This is a genomic window from Pseudomonas sp. (assembly GCF_049300855.1).
GTDB lineage: Bacteria > Pseudomonadota > Gammaproteobacteria > Pseudomonadales > Pseudomonadaceae > Aquipseudomonas.
This window is the reverse complement of the sequence record NZ_JBAQKH010000016.1, coordinates 480,869-500,678: the sequence shown is the minus strand read 5'-3', so window position 1 is coordinate 500,678 and position 19,810 is coordinate 480,869. Positions and strand designations below refer to the sequence as shown.

15 protein-coding genes are annotated in these 19,810 nt (G+C 60.4%); 14 read left to right on the top strand and 1 reads right to left on the bottom strand.

Going from position 1 to position 19,810, the window contains the following annotated elements; genetic code table 11:
- Positions 1 to 142 precede the first annotated feature (142 nt).
- The 11 genes from WA225_RS07335 to WA225_RS07285 all read left to right on the top strand — a co-directional run bounded on the left by WA225_RS07335 (position 143) and on the right by WA225_RS07285 (position 14,451).
- Positions 143 to 1,495, top strand: a complete 1,353-nt coding sequence (locus WA225_RS07335) for a TolC family outer membrane protein (protein WP_064117410.1) — start codon at positions 143 to 145, stop codon at positions 1,493 to 1,495.
- Positions 1,496 to 1,529: 34 nt separating this feature from the next.
- Positions 1,530 to 3,686, top strand: coding sequence for a type I secretion system permease/ATPase (locus WA225_RS07330; RefSeq protein ID WP_422607421.1), 2,157 nt, complete (start codon positions 1,530 to 1,532; stop codon positions 3,684 to 3,686).
- Positions 3,676 to 5,043 (top strand): HlyD family type I secretion periplasmic adaptor subunit, encoded by a 1,368-nt coding sequence (locus WA225_RS07325; protein WP_034151794.1) that lies wholly within the window; start codon positions 3,676 to 3,678, stop codon positions 5,041 to 5,043. The genes WA225_RS07330 and WA225_RS07325 overlap by 11 nt, the downstream gene beginning before the upstream one ends.
- Positions 5,044 to 5,411: 368 nt before the next feature.
- Positions 5,412 to 6,308 (top strand): TauD/TfdA dioxygenase family protein, encoded by an 897-nt coding sequence (locus WA225_RS07320; RefSeq protein ID WP_422607420.1) that lies wholly within the window; start codon positions 5,412 to 5,414, stop codon positions 6,306 to 6,308.
- A gap of 22 nt (positions 6,309 to 6,330) precedes the next feature.
- Positions 6,331 to 7,191 (top strand): ABC transporter ATP-binding protein, encoded by an 861-nt coding sequence (locus WA225_RS07315; RefSeq protein ID WP_422607419.1) that lies wholly within the window; start codon positions 6,331 to 6,333, stop codon positions 7,189 to 7,191.
- 20 nt (positions 7,192 to 7,211) lie between these two features.
- A complete protein-coding gene (locus WA225_RS07310; RefSeq protein WP_422607418.1) occupies positions 7,212 to 8,078 on the top strand; it encodes an ABC transporter permease in 867 nt (288 codons plus the stop codon).
- Between the two features lie 192 nt (positions 8,079 to 8,270).
- Complete coding sequence (locus tag WA225_RS07305; protein ID WP_422607417.1) at positions 8,271 to 9,029, top strand: hypothetical protein; 759 nt, start codon at positions 8,271 to 8,273, stop codon at positions 9,027 to 9,029.
- A 66-nt stretch (positions 9,030 to 9,095) separates the two neighbouring features.
- Complete coding sequence (locus WA225_RS07300) at positions 9,096 to 10,013, top strand: LysR family transcriptional regulator (protein WP_422607416.1); 918 nt, start codon at positions 9,096 to 9,098, stop codon at positions 10,011 to 10,013.
- A 224-nt stretch (positions 10,014 to 10,237) separates the two neighbouring features.
- Positions 10,238 to 11,776, top strand: a complete 1,539-nt coding sequence (locus tag WA225_RS07295) for an MFS transporter (protein ID WP_422607415.1) — start codon at positions 10,238 to 10,240, stop codon at positions 11,774 to 11,776.
- 27 nt (positions 11,777 to 11,803) lie between these two features.
- On the top strand, positions 11,804 to 12,874 hold the full coding sequence (locus WA225_RS07290) for an HlyD family secretion protein (protein ID WP_422607414.1): 1,071 nt from the start codon (positions 11,804 to 11,806) through the stop codon (positions 12,872 to 12,874).
- On the top strand, positions 12,871 to 14,451 hold the full coding sequence (locus tag WA225_RS07285) for an efflux transporter outer membrane subunit (RefSeq protein WP_422607413.1): 1,581 nt from the start codon (positions 12,871 to 12,873) through the stop codon (positions 14,449 to 14,451). Before WA225_RS07290 ends, WA225_RS07285 begins: the two co-directional genes overlap by 4 nt.
- Here the strand turns inward: WA225_RS07285 and WA225_RS07280 are convergent.
- Positions 14,432 to 15,121, bottom strand: coding sequence for an NYN domain-containing protein (locus tag WA225_RS07280; protein WP_422607412.1), 690 nt, complete (start codon positions 15,119 to 15,121; stop codon positions 14,432 to 14,434). The genes WA225_RS07285 and WA225_RS07280 overlap by 20 nt on opposite strands.
- A gap of 486 nt (positions 15,122 to 15,607) precedes the next feature.
- Here WA225_RS07280 and WA225_RS07275 point away from each other — a divergent pair, with 486 nt between their 5' ends.
- From WA225_RS07275 to WA225_RS07265, 3 genes are read left to right on the top strand one after another with little or no spacing between them, the layout of a single operon-like run.
- Positions 15,608 to 16,387: an efflux RND transporter periplasmic adaptor subunit gene (locus WA225_RS07275; RefSeq protein WP_422607411.1), complete on the top strand. Its 780-nt coding sequence runs from the start codon at positions 15,608 to 15,610 to the stop codon at positions 16,385 to 16,387.
- Complete coding sequence (locus tag WA225_RS07270; protein ID WP_422607410.1) at positions 16,384 to 17,703, top strand: efflux RND transporter periplasmic adaptor subunit; 1,320 nt, start codon at positions 16,384 to 16,386, stop codon at positions 17,701 to 17,703. Before WA225_RS07275 ends, WA225_RS07270 begins: the two co-directional genes overlap by 4 nt.
- Positions 17,704 to 19,800, top strand: coding sequence for a biotin/lipoyl-binding protein (locus tag WA225_RS07265; RefSeq protein ID WP_422607409.1), 2,097 nt, complete (start codon positions 17,704 to 17,706; stop codon positions 19,798 to 19,800).
- Positions 19,801 to 19,810: the final 10 nt, after the last annotated feature.

Genomic DNA, 19,810 nt, shown 5'->3' with positions numbered 1-19,810 from the left:
TTTCCGCGGCGACCTGTCCTTCAGCGTGTGATCCAGTTCCTGTTTTGAACTTTCCGACATACGGTCAATCTGGTTGCCATCATCCGACGCAGCGCCACGTTTTGCTGTGATTCAAGACAAGAAGTTCTGGGAAATTCCTACCATGCGTTCGCCCCTGCTTTTCGCCGTACCCTTCGCTCTCGCCGCCTCTTTCGTACAAGCACAATCCTTACCAGAAGCCATGCAGCAGGCACTGGATGTCCATCCGGAAATCCAGGCAGGGGTCAACAGTCGTTTGGCTGCGGATTATCAATTACGAGCGGCGAAAGGTGGATACCTGCCCAAGGTCGATCTGCTCGGCGGTTATGGCCGTGAAGGCACCGACAGCGTCACCACCCGTGCCAACTCCGGCGGTAACCACTACGAAACCCTGAACCGTAGCGAGTCAAGTTTACGTCTCTCGCAAATGGTCTTCGACGGTTTTGCGACGTCCAGCGAAGTCGGGCGTCAACAAGCCACCGTCAACTCCCGCGCCTATTCGTTGCTCGGCACTTCCGAGCGCACCGCGCTGACCGTCGCCCAGGTTTACCTGGACGTGTTGACCCGTCGTGAGTTCGTGCGTCTGGCCGAGGACAACCTCAAGAGCCACCAGCGCATCTACGACCAGATCCAGTTGCGCACCCAGCGTGGCGTCGGCAGCGGTGCCGACCTCGATCAGGCCGAAGCGCGGATGGCTCAGGCCCGCAACAACCTGATCACCGAGCAGACCAATCTGGCCGACTCGGAAACCAACTTCCTCAGCGCCGTTGGCCAGATGCCTGATCAACTCGAGCGTCCGGCGCCGTTCATGGCGATGATGCCGGCCAACCTCAACGAAGCCCGTACGCAGATGCTGGAGAACAGCCCGATCCTGCGCTCGGCCGAGTCCGACATCGCCGCTGCCGAGAAGCAGTACGAAACCGCCAAGTCGACCTTCTACCCGCGTTTCGACGCCGAGCTGGGTCGCACCGCCGACAACGATCTCGATGGCCAGAACGGCCACAACAACGAATGGCAGGCGATGCTGCGCATGCGCTTCAACCTCTATTCGGGTGGCAGCAACAAGGCCGATCTGGAATCCAAGTCGTACCTGTCGAACCAGGCGCTGGACATCCGCAACAACGCTTTGCGTCAGTTGAACGAAGAACTCGGTCTGGCCTGGAACGCCTTGAACAACGCCAACGCGCAGGTGCCGATCGCGCAGCAATACGTCGACCACAGCACCTCGGTGCGCACCGCCTACCAGCGTCAGTTCAGCCTCGGCGAACGCACCCTGCTCGATTTGCTCGACAGCGAAAACGAGTTGTTCACCGCTTCGCGGCGTCTGGCTGAAATCAAAAACATTCAGTTATTTACTCAGTACCGAATCAAGGCGACCATGGGCGAGTTGCTCAGAAGCCAGGGAGTGGTCGCACCGTTGGCATCCGTTGTGCAGAACGACGTCAAGCCCAAGGTCCAGCTGCCTGGGATGAATTGAGTTATCCCTTTTCAACTGTCAAAGAGTGTCGAGCGTGGAATCAGAAGTCAGTCGAGTTCATCTCAGTCATGATCCACGCGCGTTGCACGACGATCCGTTACTGGACGGTCTGCTCGCCCTTTGCATGCTCCATCAGAAACCCGCCAGCGCGGCGATGCTGACCACCGGCCTGCCGCTGCCCAAACAACGCCTGAGTGTCGAGTTGCTGCCCCGCGCGGCAGCTCGCGCCGGCCTGCAAGGTCGGGTGCTGCAGCGCAAACTGGAAGAGATTCCGGCGATCGCCATGCCGGCCTTGCTGCTGCTCAAGGATGGCCGCAGTGCCGTTCTGCTCGGCTGGCAAGGTGACAACGACGCGCGAGTGCTGCTCAGCGAAAGCGATGGCGGCGAGTCCGTGGTCAGCCGCGAACTGCTCGCCGACGATTACACCGGCAAAGTCTTCTTCGCCCAGCCGCAACACAAATTCGACGTCAACCACGGCACGCTGATTCCGCGTGCGCGCTCGTGGTTCCGCGACACCCTCAAGCGTTCGCGCTGGCTGTACGCCGATGCGATCGCCGCGAGTTTCCTGATCAACATCATCGCCATGGCCGCGCCGTTGTTCGTGATGAACGTTTACGACCGCGTTGTGCCGAACCAGGCCGAAGCAACCCTGTGGGTGCTCGCGTTGGGCATCACCGGCGCCTACATCTTTGACCTGATCCTCAAGAGTCTGCGTGCCCTGTGCCTGGATCTGGCCGGGAAGAAAACCGACCTGATCATCTCCGCGACGCTTTTCGAGCGCATCGTCGGCATGGCGATGAAATACCGCCCGGCGCGAGTCGGCAGCTTTGCGCAGAACATCCATGAGTTTCAGAGCCTGCGCGATTTCCTCGCCTCGCTGACCCTGACCAGCCTGATCGACCTGCCGTTCACCATCCTGATCTTTATTGTCATCGCCATTCTCGGCGGGCATCTGGTGTGGATTCCGGTGCTGGCCTTCCCGATTGCCCTGCTGATCGGCTATGCGTTGCAGAAGCCTTTGGTGGCAACCATGGAACGCACCATGGCCCTCGGTGCCGAGCGCCAGTCGAGCCTGATCGAAACCCTCGCCGGCCTCGACGCGGTCAAGGTCAACAACGCCGAAAGCGAACGCCAATACCAGTGGGAACAGACCATCGGCACCCTCAGCCGCCTCGAACTGCGGGTGAAAATGCTCTCCGGTCTGGCGATGAACATCACCCTGCTGATCCAGCAACTGGCCGGGGTGATCATGATCGTCTTCGGCGTCTACCAGATCATCGCCGGCAACCTGAGCATGGGCGGTCTGATTGCCTGCTACATGCTCAGCGGCCGCGCACTTAGCCCGCTGGCGTCGCTGTCGGGCCTGCTGACCCGTTATCAGCAAGCCCGCGTGACCATGACCTCGGTCGATCAAATGATGGAGCTGCCGCAAGAGCGCAACTTCGAAGAGCGCCCGCTGAGCCGCAAGGTTCTGCAGGGTGCGATCGAATGCCGCCAGCTCAACTTCACCTACCCGGAACAACAGAATCCGGCATTGAAGAACATCAATCTGGTGATCCGTCCCGGCGAGAAAATCGGCATCATCGGCCGCAGCGGCTCGGGCAAAAGCTCCCTCGCCAAATTGCTGGTCGGCCTGTATCAGCCGGACGACGGCGCGTTGCTGGTCGACGGTGTCGATATCCGCCAGATCGACGTCAGCGAACTGCGCTACAACATTGGCTACGTGCCGCAAGACATCCAACTGCTGGCCGGCACCCTGCGTGACAACCTCGTCTCCGGCGCGCGTTATGTAGAAGACGAGCTGGTGCTGCAAGCCGCCGAACTGGCTGGCGTCCACGAATTTGCCCGGCTGCACCCGCAAGGCTATGAGCTGCAAGTCGGCGAGCGCGGGCAAAACCTCTCCGGCGGCCAACGGCAGAACGTTGCGCTGGCTCGGGCCTTGTTGCTCAACCCGCCGATTTTGTTGATGGACGAGCCGACCAGTGCGATGGACAACACCGGCGAAGAACGCCTCAAGCAACGCCTCGCCGCCGTGATTGAAAACAAGACCGTGGTGCTGGTGACGCATCGGGCTTCGCTGCTGTCGCTGGTCGATCGTCTGCTGGTGATCGACCGTGGACAGATTCTCGCCGATGGCCCGAAAGCCGCCGTGATGGAAGCGTTGAAGAAGGGGCAGATCAGTGTTGCTTAAGTCGGGTTTCAAGGATTCGATCCGTCGCTACTTCAAAGGCTCGGCATCACTGCAGGGCCAGCCGCTGCCGGAGGTCAACAAAGCGCTGATCGAAGACGCCCCGCGCGTCGTGCGTCTGACCATCTGGGCGATCATCGGCTTCTTTATCTTCCTGCTGCTGTGGGCCAACTTCGCCGTGATCGACGAAGTGACCAAGGGCGACGGCAAGGCGATTCCGTCGTCGAAGATTCAGAAAATCCAGAACCTTGAGGGCGGGATCATCTCCGAACTGTTCGTCAAGGAAGGCCAGATCGTCGAAGCCGGCGCGCCGTTGATTCGCCTCGACGACACGCGATTTGCCTCCAACGTCGGCGAAACCGAAGCGGATCGCCTGTCGATGCTGCTGCGTGTAGAACGCCTCAGCGCCGAGGTCGATGACCGTCCGCTGAATTTTCCCGAAGACGTGCTCAAAGCCGTGCCGGGACAGGCAAAAAGCGAAGAGTCGTTGTACATCAGTCGCCGTCAGCAACTGCACGACGAGATTGGCGGTTTGCAGGAGCAGTTGATTCAGCGTCAGCAAGAGCTGCGCGAATTTGGCTCCAAGCAAGCGCAGTACCGTCAGCAACTCGGCTTGCAGCGCCAGGAAATCAACATGTCCGAGCCGCTGGTGGCCCAGGGCGCGGTGTCCCCGGTGGAGGTCTTGCGTCTGAAGCGTGCCGAGGTGGAAACCCGCGGCCAGCTGGATGCAACGACGCTGGCGATTCCGCGTGCCGAATCGGCGATCAAGGAAGTGCAGCGCAAGATCGACGAGACGCGCGGTAAATTCCGCAGCGAAGCGCTGACTCAACTCAACGAAGCACGCACTGACCTGAACAAGGCCAGCGCGACGGGTAAGGCGCTGGAAGACCGCGTCAGCCGTACGCTGGTGACATCGCCGGTGCGCGGCATCGTCAACAAGTTGCTGGTCAACACCATCGGCGGCGTGATCCAGCCGGGCAGCGACATGGTCGAAATCGTACCGCTGGACGACACCTTGCTGGTCGAAGCGAAGATCCGCCCGCAGGACATTGCGTTCCTGCACCCGGGGCAGGAAGCGATCGTCAAGTTCACCGCGTACGATTACACCATTTACGGTGGGCTGAAGGCCAAGCTTGAGCAGATCGGCGCCGACACCATTACCGACGAAGACAAGAAGACCACTTACTACATCATCAAGGTGCGCACCGAGCGTAGCCACCTCGGTACGGACGAGAAGCCATTGCTGATCATCCCGGGGATGGTCGCGTCGGTGGACATCATCACCGGCAAGAAGTCGGTGTTGAGCTACCTGCTCAAGCCGATCATCCGCGCGCGGGCTGAGGCGTTGCACGAGCGCTAGATCTTCGTTGGTCTCTCTGGCCTCATCGCTGGCAAGCCAGCTCCCACAGGTTTCTGTGTCGGACACATAGTGTTCCAGTCGAGAACCCTGTGGGAGCTGGCTTGCCAGCGATGGCGGCAGCCCAAACACCACATCCCTTTCAGGAAGTGACAAAAACCGTCACTCACCATCCCGTCCCTTCCTCACCAATCGCCATATCGTTATTCATTAACGGTATTTAATTTCCAATTCTTATAGCTATAAAGTCATCCACCTGCGTACCTGCCGACCAATCGGCGCGCCGCACGACCTGAACCAACACGCAATCCAGCGTGAGTGTCTGATCGACGAGCGCGCCCGTGAGCGTGCCGTGCGTGGGAGATGGAAAGATGTCCGCAGCTACTGCTTCCCCAAGCGCCGCGACCGCCGCGCCGCAAACCTTCGAAATTCGCCCGTTCAGCGGTGCCGTCGGCGCCGAAATCATTGGTCTCGACCTCACCCGGCCGATCAATGATCAGGACTTTGCGCGCATCCATCGCGCGCACCTGGATCACCACGTCGTGGTGTTTCGCGACCAGCAAATCACCCCGCAACAGCAAATCGACTTCAGCCGCCGCTTCGGCGTGTTGCAGATCCATGTGCTCAAGCAGTTCCTGCTGGCCAATCACCCGGAAATCCTCATCGTTTCCAACATCATCGAAAACGGTCAGAACATCGGCCTCGGTGATGCCGGCAAGTTCTGGCATTCCGACCTTTCTTATAAAGAGCTGCCAAGCCTCGGCTCGATGCTGCATGCGCAAGAGTTGCCGTCCGAGGGCGGCGACACCCTGTTCGCCGACATGCACAAAGCCTGGGACAACCTGCCCGAAGCGTTGCGCAAAGCGGTCGAAGGCCGCAGTGCCGCGCATTCCTACACCGCGCGCTACAGCGAAACCAAATTCGAAGGCAACTGGCGCCCGACCCTGACCCCGGAGCAACTGGCTCAAGTCGCCGAAGTGGTGCACCCGGTGGTGCGTACGCACCCGGAAAACGGTCGCAAGGCGCTGTTCGTCAGCGAAGGTTTCACCACGCGCATCGTCGGCCTGCCGGACGATGAGAGCCAGCAACTGCTGAGCGAGCTCTACGCCCACAGCGTGCTGCCGCAAAACATCTACCGCCATCAGTGGCAGCCCCACGATCTGGTGTTCTGGGACAACCGCTCGCTGATCCATCTCGCCGCCGGCTGCCCCGCGCACCTGCGCCGCAAGCTGTATCGCACGACCATTCAGGGCGACGCGCCTTTCTGATTTGCCGGAGATTGATCAAATAATGAACGCTTCCTTGCCAGGCCACGCGGCCAGCAACCCGGTCGCCCGCAGTGAAGCGCTGTTGGCCGTCGATCATGTCAGCCTTGAATACCGCACCCCGCAACGTGTGGTGCGCGCCACCCACCAGGTCAGTTTTGAAATCGATCCGGCCGATCGCTACGTGCTGCTCGGCCCGTCCGGTTGCGGCAAATCGACTTTGCTCAAAGCGGTCGCCGGGTTCATTCAGCCGTGCGAAGGCGAGATCCGTCTGCAAGGTCAGCGCGTCGACGCGCCGGGGCCGGACCGGATTGTGGTGTTTCAGGAATTCGATCAACTGCCGCCGTGGAAAACCGTCAAACAGAACGTGATGTTTCCGCTGCTCGCTTCGCGCACCCTGAAGAAAAAAGAAGCTGAAGAGCGCGCGTTGCACTATCTGGAAAAAGTTGGCCTGGCGGCGTTTGCCGATGCCTACCCGCATACCTTGTCCGGCGGCATGAAAGCGCGCGTGGCGATTGCCCGAGCGTTGGCGATGCAGCCGAAAATCCTCTTGATGGACGAACCGTTCGCCGCCCTCGATGCACTGACCCGACGCAAGATGCAGGAAGAATTGCTGCTGCTCTGGGAAGAGGTGCGCTTCACTCTGCTGTTCGTCACTCACTCAATTGAAGAGGCGTTGGTGGTCGGCAATCGCATCCTGCTGTTGTCGCCGCATCCGGGCCGAGTGCGCGCCGAAGTGCACAGCCATCAATATGATTTGCACAGCCTCGGTGGCGTGGCGTTTCAGCAATCGGCGCGGCGCATTCATCGTCTGCTGTTCGACGAAGGCCAGTCGCCGGAAACCGAGCGTGAACACGACTTCAACGACATTCGCATCGCCTATTGAGCGGCCAGGAGGACAACCCGATGAGCCAATCATCATCTGTGCGTGAAGAGTTCGAAATTGTGCTGGAGCCGCTGACCGAAGTGCCGGTCGAGCGCGAGCTGTCGCTCGGCACGCGGCTGTGGCAACAGGGCTGGTTGCGTAAAGGCCTGATCCTGATTGTGCTGGCGGTGCTGTGGGAAGTGGTCGCGCGGATTCAGAACAATGATCTGATGCTGCCGAGTTTCTTGCAGACCAGTCACGCGCTTTTCGAGGGTCTGCTCAGTGGTGAGCTGCTGGCCAAGGTGTGGATATCGTTGGTGGTGCTGATCAAGGGGTATCTGATCGGCATCGTTCTGGCATTTGCCCTGACCACGCTGGCCGTTTCGACGCAATTGGGTCGCGATTTGCTGAGTACGATGACCTCGATGTTCAACCCGCTGCCGGCGATTGCCCTGTTGCCGTTGGCGCTGCTGTGGTTTGGTTTGGGGCAGAACAGTTTGATTTTTGTGTTGGTGCATTCGGTGTTGTGGGCGCTGGCGTTGAATACTTATGCCGGGTTTCTCGGGGTCTCGGAAACCTTGCGCATGGCCGGGCGCAATTATGGTTTGAAGGGCTTGCGGCTGGTGTTGTTCATCCTGATCCCGGCGGCGTTGCCGTCGATTCTCGCCGGGTTGAAGATCGGCTGGGCGTTTGCCTGGCGCACGTTGATCGCGGCGGAACTGGTGTTTGGCGCGACCAGTGGCAAGGGTGGGCTGGGTTGGTACATCTTTCAGAATCGCAATGAGCTGTATACCGACAAGGTGTTTGCCGGGCTGGCGGTGGTGATTCTGATCGGGTTGCTGGTGGAGAATCTGGTGTTCGATACGCTGGAGCGGGTGACCGTTAAGCGTTGGGGTATGCAACGGTAAGCCGAATCACTGGCGGGAAATGTTTCAAGAGGTCTAGGCCGTAAAGTTTGATCCCTTGTGGCCGTTAAGTTGGCATCAGAGACAACAATTCACAGGGTTACTTCAGTGGGTCGATCCAAAACTAAAGAGCCGCAACCAGGCGTTGTGGGCTGGGTTCTAGCGCTATCGGTGGCACTACTCATAATCGCAATTATGATCGCCAACAGTGACGGGCTAACACCAGAATTGTTTTTGTCTGTGATGTGCCTTTCTATGGGCACAGCGCTTTTTGCTATTGCTTTGCTGATTGAGCAAAGAATTTTGCGACCTCTAGTCAGTTACGCGTCCGCTGCTGTTTTTTGGATCGTTTTGATTGGAGTTGCAACCTTCTTCGCCAGAAGAAACGCGTTAAGTGACATAAACAGCATCTTTGCATTCGATGCATCGGCGCTGCCAATGACACTGTCAGCCGGTATAGCCTTTCATCTTGCGTACTTTCTGTTTTGGCCGCTCGTTATAGGCGCATGTATAAGCGCTATCTATTGCATCGGTGCCTTGCGGGGCAGCGAGCCGGAGGGAGCTATCGGGGCTTTTGTGATTTGCGTGATGACATGCATAAGTGCTTTTTTGGTTAACCAATGGTTTTCGGATGCAGCCCGGCGCGAACAAATTTTGTACAGGGTCTCGCACATGACGGATTTCAGTTCCAAGTTCAATTGCGCCGGCATTGACCCCGAAAAATTCCAAGTGCTTTTTGTCGGACCTGAACAGCGCCGCATCTCGGTAGCGCCCATTATTCCTGAGACCATTCTTTTCTTTGGCAAGCGACCTCCTGTGCTCCTTCAGAGCGTCACGCTGCCTGACAAAAAAAGCCTGGAACTTCGCGATTGCCTGCCAATTGGCACGGATTCGCCTGATCCCGTTTCTGATCGTGTTGACGAAATACACTTTGAGATAAAGCCCTCGAGTTGATCTTCGAATACATGGCTTTGCTAATATTGCGCCCAGATCAATCCTGATCAGCCATGAGTGCTCAGCATGCAACTCCCGGACATGAACCTTCTGGTCGCCCTCGACGCCTTGCTCGACGAGGGCAGTGTGGTCGGCGCCGCGCGGCGGATGAACCTCAGCCCGGCCGCCATGAGCCGTACGCTGACGCGGATCCGCGAAGCCATCGGCGATCCGATTCTGGTGCGTGCCGGCCGCGGTCTGGTGCCAACGCCCAAAGCCCTGGCGCTGCGCGAACAGGTTCGCGATGTGGTCGAGCAGGCCGCGCTGTTGTTCCGTTCCGCTGACAGCGTGGAGTTGGGCACGCTACGCCGTCGCTTCAGCATTCGCGCCAACGACTTCTTCATCGGCGTCTACGGCGGCAAACTGTTCGACACCCTCGACCAGCAGGCACCGCACTGCGAATTGCGCTTCGTTCCGGAAGGCGACGGTGACGATGAGGCCCTGCGTGAAGGCCGCATCGATCTGAGTGTCAGCAACACTCGCCCCGTCACCCCCGAGGTCAAAGTACAGAATCTGTTCTCGACGCATTTCGTTGGTTTGGTGCGCGAAGACCATCCGCTGCTCGATGGCGAAATCACCGCCGAACGCTACGCCGGGTTTTCCCATATCAGCATGTCGCGCCGTGGCATCGCTCGCGGCCCCATCGACACGGCGCTGAATGCGCTGGGCCTGGAGCGGCGCGTGGCGGTGATTGCACCGAGTTTCCATGCGGCGATGTTTGCGTTACCGGACTCAGATCTGATTCTGCCGGTGCCCAAGGAGGCGCTGCTCAGCGTGCGCCGGCTCGGCTTGAAACTGCGCTCATTCGATTTGCCAATCCCGTTGCCGACGCTGATGCTGACCCAGGCCTGGCACCCGCGCTTCGACAAGGATCCGGCACATCGCTGGCTGCGTGAAACCCTCAAGGCTTGCTGCGACGAAACGTGGCTGGCTGCCCAGCCCTAGTCCCCCAGAAAACACAAAAACCTGTGGGAGTGAGCTTGCTCGCGAAAGCGGTGGGTCAGTCCCCATGATGTTGTCTGACCTGACGCATTCGCGAGCAAGCTCGCTCCCACAAGGGATATTCATTGTTGCGTCAGGCGCACTTATAAGCTGCCAATAAGTCAATTTTCGTCATTGCCAAGCCCGACTAAGATGCTCCGGTATTTTTCCCTCCGGAGTGTGTATTCATGACATCCCTGACGGCGGCAGCGCCTATCGCTGCGGCCAGCCCGGCGAAGGCGATCACGCCACCGGTGTTCGGGGCGCGGATCATCATTGGCCTGGTCGGCGTGCTGCTGGCGGTGCTGGTGTCGGGCCTCAACGAGATGGTCACCAAGGTGGCCCTGGCCGACATTCGTGGCGCGTTGAACATCGGTTACGACGAAGGCACCTGGCTGGTCGCCTGTTACGCCGCCACCTCGGTCGCGGCCATGGCTTTCGCGCCGTGGTGCTCGGTGACCTTCTCGCTACGGCGTTTCACTCTCTGCGCCATCAGCCTGTTCACGTTGCTCGGCGTGTTATGCCCCTTTGCACCGAACTACGAAAGCCTGCTGCTGATGCGCACCTTGCAAGGTCTGGCCGGCGGTGCACTGCCACCGATGCTGATGACCGTTGCCCTGCGCTTTTTGCCCGCCAACATCAAACTCTATGGCCTCGCCGGTTATGCACTGACGGCAACTTTCGGCCCGGGCCTCGGCACGCCGCTGGCCGGATTGTGGACCGAATACGTCGGCTGGCAATGGACGTTCTGGCAAATCATTGGGCCGTGCCTGATCGCGATGGCGATGGTGGCTTACGGTCTCCCGCAGGATCCGGTGCGCCTGGAGCGCCTCAAGTCATTTAACTGGAAAGGCCTGCTGCTGGGCTTTCCGGCGATCTGCATGCTGGTAATCGGTGTGTTGCAGGGCAATCGCCTGGACTGGTTCGAGTCGAGCCTGATCTGCGGCTTGCTCGGTGCCGGGTCGCTGTTGCTGGTGGCGTTTCTGATCAACGAGTGGTCGCAGCCGATTCCGTTTTTCAAATTGCAAATGCTCGGCATCCGCAACCTGTCGTTCGCCTTGATGACGTTGGCCGGAGTGCTGGTGGTGCTGCAAGCGGTGGTGTTGATTCCATCGAGTTATCTGGCGCAGGTGCAGGGTTATCGGTCGGCGCAGACCGCGCCGATCATGCTGATCGCCGCATTGCCGCAACTGATTGCGCTGCCGCTGGTGGCAGCGTTGTGCAACCTGCGCTGGGTCGATTGTCGTTGGGTGCTCGGCATTGGTTTGAGCATGCTGGTGCTGTCCTGCCTCGGTGGCTCGTTGCTGACCGCGCAATGGATCCGCGACAACTTCTACGTTCTGCAATGGCTGCAGATCTTCGGCCAGCCAATGTCGGTGCTGCCACTGTTGATGCTTTCGACCGGCAGCATCCAGCCAACGGACGGTCCGTTTGCCTCCGCGTGGTTCAACACCGTGAAAGGTCTGGCGGCAGTGGTCGCCACCGGGGTGCTTGAGGCGCTGACTACGGCGCGGCTGCATTTCCACTCGACCATGCTGGTCGACAACCTGGGCAATTCACCGTTGGTCGATCGCAGCGATCCGGGCCTTGCCCATCGCCTGCACGAACAGGCTGTGGTGCTGACCGCATCCGATCTTTATGTGTGCATGGCCGGCGTCGCGGTGGCGCTGATCCTGCTGATTTTCTGGCTGCCGACGCGGATCTTTCCGCCGCGCGCGCCGACCTGATTGCTGCACTGAACAATGAAGGTTTTTATGACGACTCAAGCAAAGCAAAAACTCGCGGTGGCCATAGCCGCCGCTCTGGCGGTCGGCGTGCTGGTGTATCTGGCGCTGCCCGGCTTGTTTGGCAAGCGCACCCAGCAAACGACCAACGATGCATTCGTCTCTGCCGACTACACCCTGGTGGTGCCGCGTGTGGCCGGTTTCATCAAGGAAGTGCTGGTGGAAGACAACCAGCAAGTGAAGGCCGGACAATTGCTGGCGCTGATCGATGACCGCGATTTGCGTGCTTCTGCCGAAGCAGCGGATGCGCAAACCCTGGTGGCGCGGGCGCAGGTGCAGAACGCCAAGGCGACGCTGGAGCGCCAGACCTCGGTGATCGCTCAGGCTCAGGCGTCGGTGGTGTCGGCCAAGGCTGAAATGGCCTTCGCTCAGCAGGAATTGAATCGCTACAACCATCTGGCCGGCGTTGGCGCCGGGACTGTGCAAAACGCGCAGCAGGCGCGCACTCGCATCGATCAGGCCACGGCGCATCTCGACACCGCCACGGCGAAGCTGGCGGCAGAGCGCAAGCAGGTCGACATTCTTACTGCTCAACGAGATGCGGCCGAGGGCAGTTTGAAACACGCACAAGCGGCACTGGAAATCGCCAGTTTCGAACTCTCCTACACGCGCATCACCGCACCGCAGGACGGCATGATTGGCGAGCGCGCCGTGCGCGTCGGCGCTTACGTGACGCCGGGCAGCAAGTTGCTGGCGGTGGTGCCGCTGAAGCAGGCGTTTGTGCTGGCGAATTTTCAGGAGACGCAATTGACCGACGTACAGCCGGGGCAAGAGGTGCAAGTGCGTGTCGACAGTCTAGGCGGTGAAGCGTTGAGCGGTCGTGTCGAAAGTATCGCCCCGGCGACCGGCGTGACCTTTGCAGCGGTGAAACCCGATAACGCCACGGGCAACTTCACCAAGGTTGTGCAGCGGATTCCGGTGAAAATCATGCTGGAACCGGGTCAGCCGTTGGCCGAACGGTTACGGGTGGGGATGTCAGTGGAGGCGAGTATTGATACCAAAAGCTCGGCGACCTCCGTGCGTGAGGTGACTCAGCGATGATGGGTATTGAATCGGCTGTCCTCATCGCTGGCAAGCCAGCTCCCACAGGGTTTGTCGGCGGGACTAGAGTTTTTGGACAACCTGCAAAGTTCCTGTGGGAGCTGGCTTGCCAGCGATTGGGCCTGTGGCAGCAAATCAGTTTGAGTGCCTTGCTCGCAGTGAGCCTCACCGCTTGCACAGTAGGACCTGACTTCCAGAAACCCGAAGCCACACAAATCGCCGACTGGGCAAAGCCTGCCAAATCCGCCCCCAGCCAGGCCGTCAGCGAACCTCTCAACGAACGCTGGTGGGAAGTCTTCCACGACGCGCAACTGTCCGCGCTCACTCAGCGTGCGGTGAAGAGTAACCTCGACCTGCAACTGGCCAGCAGCCGCCTGCAACAAAGCCGCGCCGCCCGCCAGGTCATTACCGCCGACCGCTATCCAAACACTGCGGCCACTGGCAGCTATGCGCGTGAACGTAACAGCGGCAAGAGCCTGAGCGACCCGTCCGGGCACAACGGCGATTCCGCCTTCAACCTGTGGGATGCCGGTTTCTCCGCCTCATGGGAACTGGATTTCTGGGGCCGCGTGCGCCGCGAAACCGAAGCCGCCGACGCCAATCTCGAAGTCGCCGAAAACGACCGTCGCGGGGTGCTGCTCGCCGTGCTTGCCGACACGGCGCAAAACTACATTCAACTTCGCGGCGTGCAGAACACCCGCGCCGTCACCGAGCAGAACCTCGACGTCGCCCGGCACAGCTTGAAGCTCTCGCAACTGCGTCTGGCCGATGGCGTGGCGACCGACCTGGATGTCGCCGAAGCCGCTGCGCAAGTCGCCGCCATCGAGTCGCGCCTGCCGGCACTGGAACAACGCCAGTCGCAGTTGATCAACGCGATCAGCCTGCTGATGGGCGAACCGCCGCAAGCCTTGGCCAAGGAGCTATCCACGGACGCCGTCGTGCCGCAGTCGCCGCTGCAAGTCGCCATCGGCCTGCCGTCGCAACTGGCCGAACGCCGCCCGGACATCCGTCAGGCCGAAGCGCGCCTGCACGCCGCCACCGCCAACATCGGCGTGGCCAAGGGCGATTTCTATCCGCGCATCACCCTGTCCGGCAACCTCGGCTCACAAGCCATGCAACTCAGCGATTTCGGCTCGTGGGGCTCGCGCGCCTTCGGCATCGGCCCACAATTCAGCCTGCCGCTGTTCGACGGCGGACGCCTGCGCGGCGTGCTGCAACTGCGTGAAGCGCAGCAACAGGAAGCGGCGATCGGCTACCAGCAAACCGTGCTGCGTGCCTGGCATGAAATCGACGATCAACTGACCGCCTACAACGCCAGCCAGCGCCGCCGCGACAGCCTCGCCGAAGCCGTACGCCAGAACCAGATCGCACTGCGCACTGCGCAGCAGCAATACGTCGAAGGCGTGGTCGATTTCGTCAACGTGCTCACCGTGCAAGGCGCGTTGCTGGCGACGCAGGAACAATGGGTGGAGAGTTCGACCGGCGTTTCGTTGGCGATGGTCGGGTTGTACAAGGCGTTGGGCGGGGGGTGGGAGTCGGTCTATCCGGCGCAAGTACCTACCAATAATCCGGTTTGATCGCTGGTTTTTTGTGAGTGGCTACTCGGTTTGGAAACTGATGGAGGAGCAATTCATCCGCAGTGATTACGCGGCGCAACCAATGAGAGTGATCTTTCAGAGAACCTGGAGTGGGCCGGTTCAAACCTGCCCTGTGCGGAAGAATCACGCCAACGGTTAGATGAGGAAAATCTGTCCGTATTGCTCTCAATGCGGGAGTGATATCGGTGTCACTCGACACCAGTACGAGTTGTTCGACACGCTCTTGAGTTGCGAACATCATCTGCTGGCAGGCGGTGCGGTACATGCTGATCGCTATATGAACGTCGGTTTCCTTTTCTTCAAGCTTCCAGATGTCGACCTTGTCTTGACGTGAGGCCTTGGTGTTTTTGTCGATGAATCGAGGCGCTTTAGCCTGTTCAAGGTGATGTCGACCAAAATGCACCCTGACATTGGTCGTGCGCAGTGCCCTTATATAAGTGTCTTGTGCCTCTTTTGAAATTCGGCCCAATGTCGCGAGCTCGGGTTTGATTGAGGAGGTGAAATAGTCAATCGAGACAACGGCATTCTGCGGGTTTTCGATGTACGCCACATGGACCAGCAATCCTTCAAGATTGAGCCATTTATAGGGGGTGCCAGCGAGCAGCCCATAAAACAAGTTGTAGCCATCGACAAAGAAAGCAGTTCGCACAAATCATTCCTCAGAAACGAAAAAACCGGCCTAGGCCGGTTTCTTCACCCCAACTGCCAGCGAACTGAATCGCTACGTACGGGGTTGAGTAAGGCAATCCTAGATTGAGTGCGTCATGCAGGTCAACCACCAAATAATTGCACGCTCACTCCGCTGGTTTAGCCCCAGCACCGGCTTGTCAGTTTTGGTTGCTGGTATCCGCCATGGTCAAGCCATTTAAGGGCTTGTGTGTCAGAGGTTGTTGCAGAGAGAGGTAAATTCGCTCCGCGCCTATTTGCATAGATAGCCTGTCTATCGCCGTTTTCGCAGTGAGTAATCAGTAGTATCCCCAACTCGTGTAGGACGCCGGAATTTGCCTACATCTTTTAAACAGTCATAGAGCGGCTTTCTCTTTTGAAACATTACATTTCCGAAGAGTGATGGCCTTTCGCTTGACGCTAACCCCCGCTGTCGTAGACTCCGCACATCCGTCAGGGAGTAGCGGTTATGCAGCGTTTTCGTAGTTGGGTTATCGGATTGACCTTAGTAACGTGTGCAGTTCAGGCGCAAACGCCCGGGCCAGACGATCCGCTGCTGGATAATCCGGCGTCGGGAGCGGCCACTCCGAGCAGTGAGGCGCGGGGGGTGTTGCGCGCGCGCGATCAGGCGACGCTGGCCAGTGAGCTTTCCGGGCGGATTGTCGAGTTGCCGTTCAGCGAGGGCGAGTCGTTCAAGAAGGGCGATACGCTGGCGAAGTTCGATTGCTCTGCTTATCAGGCACAGCTCAATGCTGCACAAGCGGCCAGCCGTGGCGCTGGTGAAGAGCTGGCGCACAACAAGCAACTGGCCGCGCTCAATTCTGTCGGGCGCTTCGAAGTGGCGCGGGCTGAGGCCAAGGTCAGCGAAACCCAGGCGCAATCCCAGGTGTATCAAGTGCAGGTCAAACGTTGCAGCGTGATCGCGCCGTTCGACGGGCAAGTCGTCGAGCGCAAGGTGCAGCGCTATGAAAGCGTGCCGGCCGGCGCGCCGCTGCTCGATGTGGTGGATAACCGCACTCTGGAAATTCATTTGCTGGTGCCGTCGCGCTGGATGGCCAGACTCAAGCCCGGCCAGACGTTCAGCTTCGTTCCCGATGAAACCGGCCAGCCGATTGATGCTACGGTGAAACGCCTCGGCGCGCGCATCGATGAGGGCAGTCAGACCCTGTTGCTAGTAGCAACACTCCCGGAAGCCAAAGGCCTGCTCGCCGGCATGAGCGGCACCGCGCGTTTCCCGGAGCTTAAGTGAACGCCCCGGTGAGCGGCGGCGCCGAGCAGGTGTTCGCCAGGTTTCTTGACCTGGAACGCCAGACCCGCGCGGCCCGTGACGCCGCGCAACTGGCCTACAGCCTGGTCAACGACGGCCAGTCGTTGTTTGGTTTTCGCCATGCCGCGTTGTTGATCGCCGGCAAGGTGCAAGCCGTGACCGGCGTCAGTGCGGTCGAGCCGAATGCGCCGTTCGTGGCGTTTGTCGAACAGGCCGTGGCGCAGTTGTTCAAGCAGGATGTGCTGAAGCAGGCGCGAGTGATTGCGCCGCAACTGCTCAGCGAATCGATCCAGGCCGGCTGGCGCAGCCTGTCCGCCACGCAAGTGTTCTGGTTGCCGCTGGTTGATCGCGATGCGCAGGTATTTGGCGGTTTGTGGCTGGCCCGCGATGTGCCGTGGAACCCTTCCGAACAAGTTTTGCTGTCGCAATTGGGCGACACCTACAGCCACGCCTGGCTGGCGCTGCAACCGCGCAAACCGTGGCGACTGCGCTGGACCCGTAAACGTCAGGTGGCCTTGCTCGCGGTATTGTTGCTCGGGCTGTTGATCCCGGTGCGTCAATCGGTGCTGGCCCCGGCCGAAGTGGTGCCACTGGGCGGGCGCGTGGTGGCGGCGCCGCTGGATGGGGTGATTGCCGAGTTTCTGGTCAAACCCAATCAAACGGTAAAAGCCGGCGATGTGCTGGTGCGTTTCGAAAGCACCACGCTCAAGGCACAGGCCGATGTCGCTGAGCGCGCGCTGGGGGTGGCCGAAGCTGAGCTGAAATCCAATTCCCAGCGCTCGTTCGCCGATGCCGAGTCGAGTGCAAAAGTCGATTTGCTCGCCGCCCGCGTTGAACAGAAACGCGCCGAACGTGACTACGCCCGCGAGCTGCTCAAGCGCAGCGAAGTGCGCGCCGAGCGCGACGGCATTGCGGTGTTCGCCGACGCCGAGCGTTTGACCGGCAAACCTGTGCAGACCGGTGAGCGCCTGATGGACATCGCCGACCCGAACCAGGCCGAACTGCGTATCGAACTGGCGGTGGGCGATGCGATCTCCCTTGAGCCCGGCGCCGAAGTCGCGCTGTTTCTCGACAGCGACCCATTGAAGCGTCATCTCGCCACGTTGGAACGCTCGGCGTACGAGGCGCAGCCCACCGCGGGTGGACAACTGGCTTATCGGCTCGACGCCAACTTCGCTGACGCCCCCCCGCGCATCGGCCTGCGTGGCACAGCGAAAATCTTCGGCGACCGCGCGCCGCTGGCGTTGTACCTGCTGCGCCGGCCACTGGCCGGTTTGCGCCAGAGCGTGGGCCTCTAGATGAATCTGCCGAGCCTGCGTGCCGACCTGCAATTGTCGCCCGCGGCGCCGGCCCTGGACGGTTCGCCGCGCTGGACCCTGGCCGATCCGGTGCGTGGGCGTTATTTCAAACTCGGCAGCGCGGCGATGCGCCTTCTGCGCCACTGGTCGCTGGGCGACGCCGAACGAGTCTTGCACGCGGCCAATCGTGAGCCGGGCTTGCCGCTGGACGGTACGGAGCTTGAGCAGTTGCTGGAGTTTCTCCGTGGCCACGATTTGATCAGCGCGCTCGACGATCAACAGCGCGCCAGTTATCGACTCAAGGCCTTGGCGAAAAAGCAAAGTCTGTGGCAAATCCTCCTGCATCAATATCTGTTCTTCCGCATACCGCTGTGGCGTCCCGACGCGTTTCTCAATCGCGCCTGGCCATGGCTTGCGCGCTTCGGCCCGCGTCTGCTGCGCTACGGGTTACCGGCGACGCTGGCGCTGGGTGTGTTTCTGGTCTCGCGCGACTGGCAGCGCTTTGTCGGCACCTTTCCGCACCTGTTCAGCCTCGGCGGCGCGTTGGCGTTTGGCGTGGCGCTGTTCTTTGCCAAGCTCTGTCACGAGTTTGGCCACGCGTTCATGGCCAAGCGCGCCGGGTGTCGGGTGCAGAGCATGGGCGTGGCGTTCATGGTTTTGCTGCCGATGTTTTATACCGATGTCAGTGATGCCTGGCGGGTCAATGATCGCCGTGCGCGATTGTTGATCGGTGCCGGCGGTGTACTCGCCGAACTGCTGTTGGCGTGCCTGGCGTTGCTGGTGTGGTCGTTGCTGCCGGACGGCCCGGGACGCACGGCGGCGTTCATGCTCGCCAGCGCCACGTGGATCACCACGCTGGTGGTCAACCTCAATCCGTTCATGCGCTTTGATGGTTATTTTCTGATCAGCGATTTCTGGGAAGTCGACAACTTGCAGGGCCGCGCATTTGCGCTGTGTCGCTGGCGTCTGCGCGAGTTTTTGTTTGGCTATGGCGCACCGGCGCCGGAGCCGTGGTCGCCGAAGATGCAACGGCGTTTGCTGATCTGGGGGTATGGCTCATGGTTGTGGCGTGCGGCGTTGTTTTTCGGGATCGCGCTGGCGGTCTATCACCTGTTCTTCAAGGTGTTGGGGATCTTCCTGATGCTGGTGGAACTGGTCTGGTTCATTTTTTTGCCGATCATGCGTGAGTGGCGCCAGTGGTGGAGCCGCCGCGAGCAGGCGCACGGCCCACGCGTGTTGCTCAGTGGGTTGGCGCTGTTCGGGTTGTTGCTGGTGCTGATCGTGCCGTGGCGCAGTTCGGTGGAGTTGCCGACGATGCTCGAAGCCGGGCGCGCCAGTGCTCTGCATGCGCCGACGGCGGCGCGGGTCAAAGCGGTGAACGTGACGGACGGGCAGAAAGTCGCTCAGGGCGATGTGCTGATTGAACTGGAGTCACCGGACCTCGAATCGCGACTGGCGATTGTGCGCCGGGAAATCCAGATTCAGCAGTTGTTGATGCGCCGCCAGGCCAGTCGCAGCGAAACCGCTGCCGACGCCGGCATTGTCGAACAGCGCTTGGCAGAAGCGGTCGCCGAATACCGTGGGCTGACGGCGCAACGCGAGCGCCTTTTGCTGCGCGCACCGCAGGCCGGCAGCGTACGTGATCTGCTGCCGAACATGACGGTCGGGCGCTGGCTGTCGACCCGCGATGCGCTGGCCCGAGTGGTCGAGGACGGCGCGCGCCTGCGTGGTTATCTCGCTGAAGCCGAATTGTGGCGAGTCAAACCCGGCGCCAGCGGCCGCTTCATCGCCGATGACCCGATGCACCCGGCGCTCGCCGTGCAGTTGAATGAAATCGACACCAACGGCGTGGCCTACGTCGATCAGGAGGCGCTGACCTCCGATCACCACGGGCCGATTGCCGTGCGCCGCGATCAACAGCAGCGGGCAGAGCCGGTGCAGGCGCAATACGGCGCGCGACTCAGCGTGCTCGACACAGCGCCGACACCGGTACAACCTTTGCGCGGCGTGGTGGTGTTGCAGGGCAGCGGCGAGTCACTGCTCGGCGTCGCCTGGCGGCGAATGGCGGCGCTGGGGGTCAGGGAAAGCGGTTTCTAACGGAGAGCAC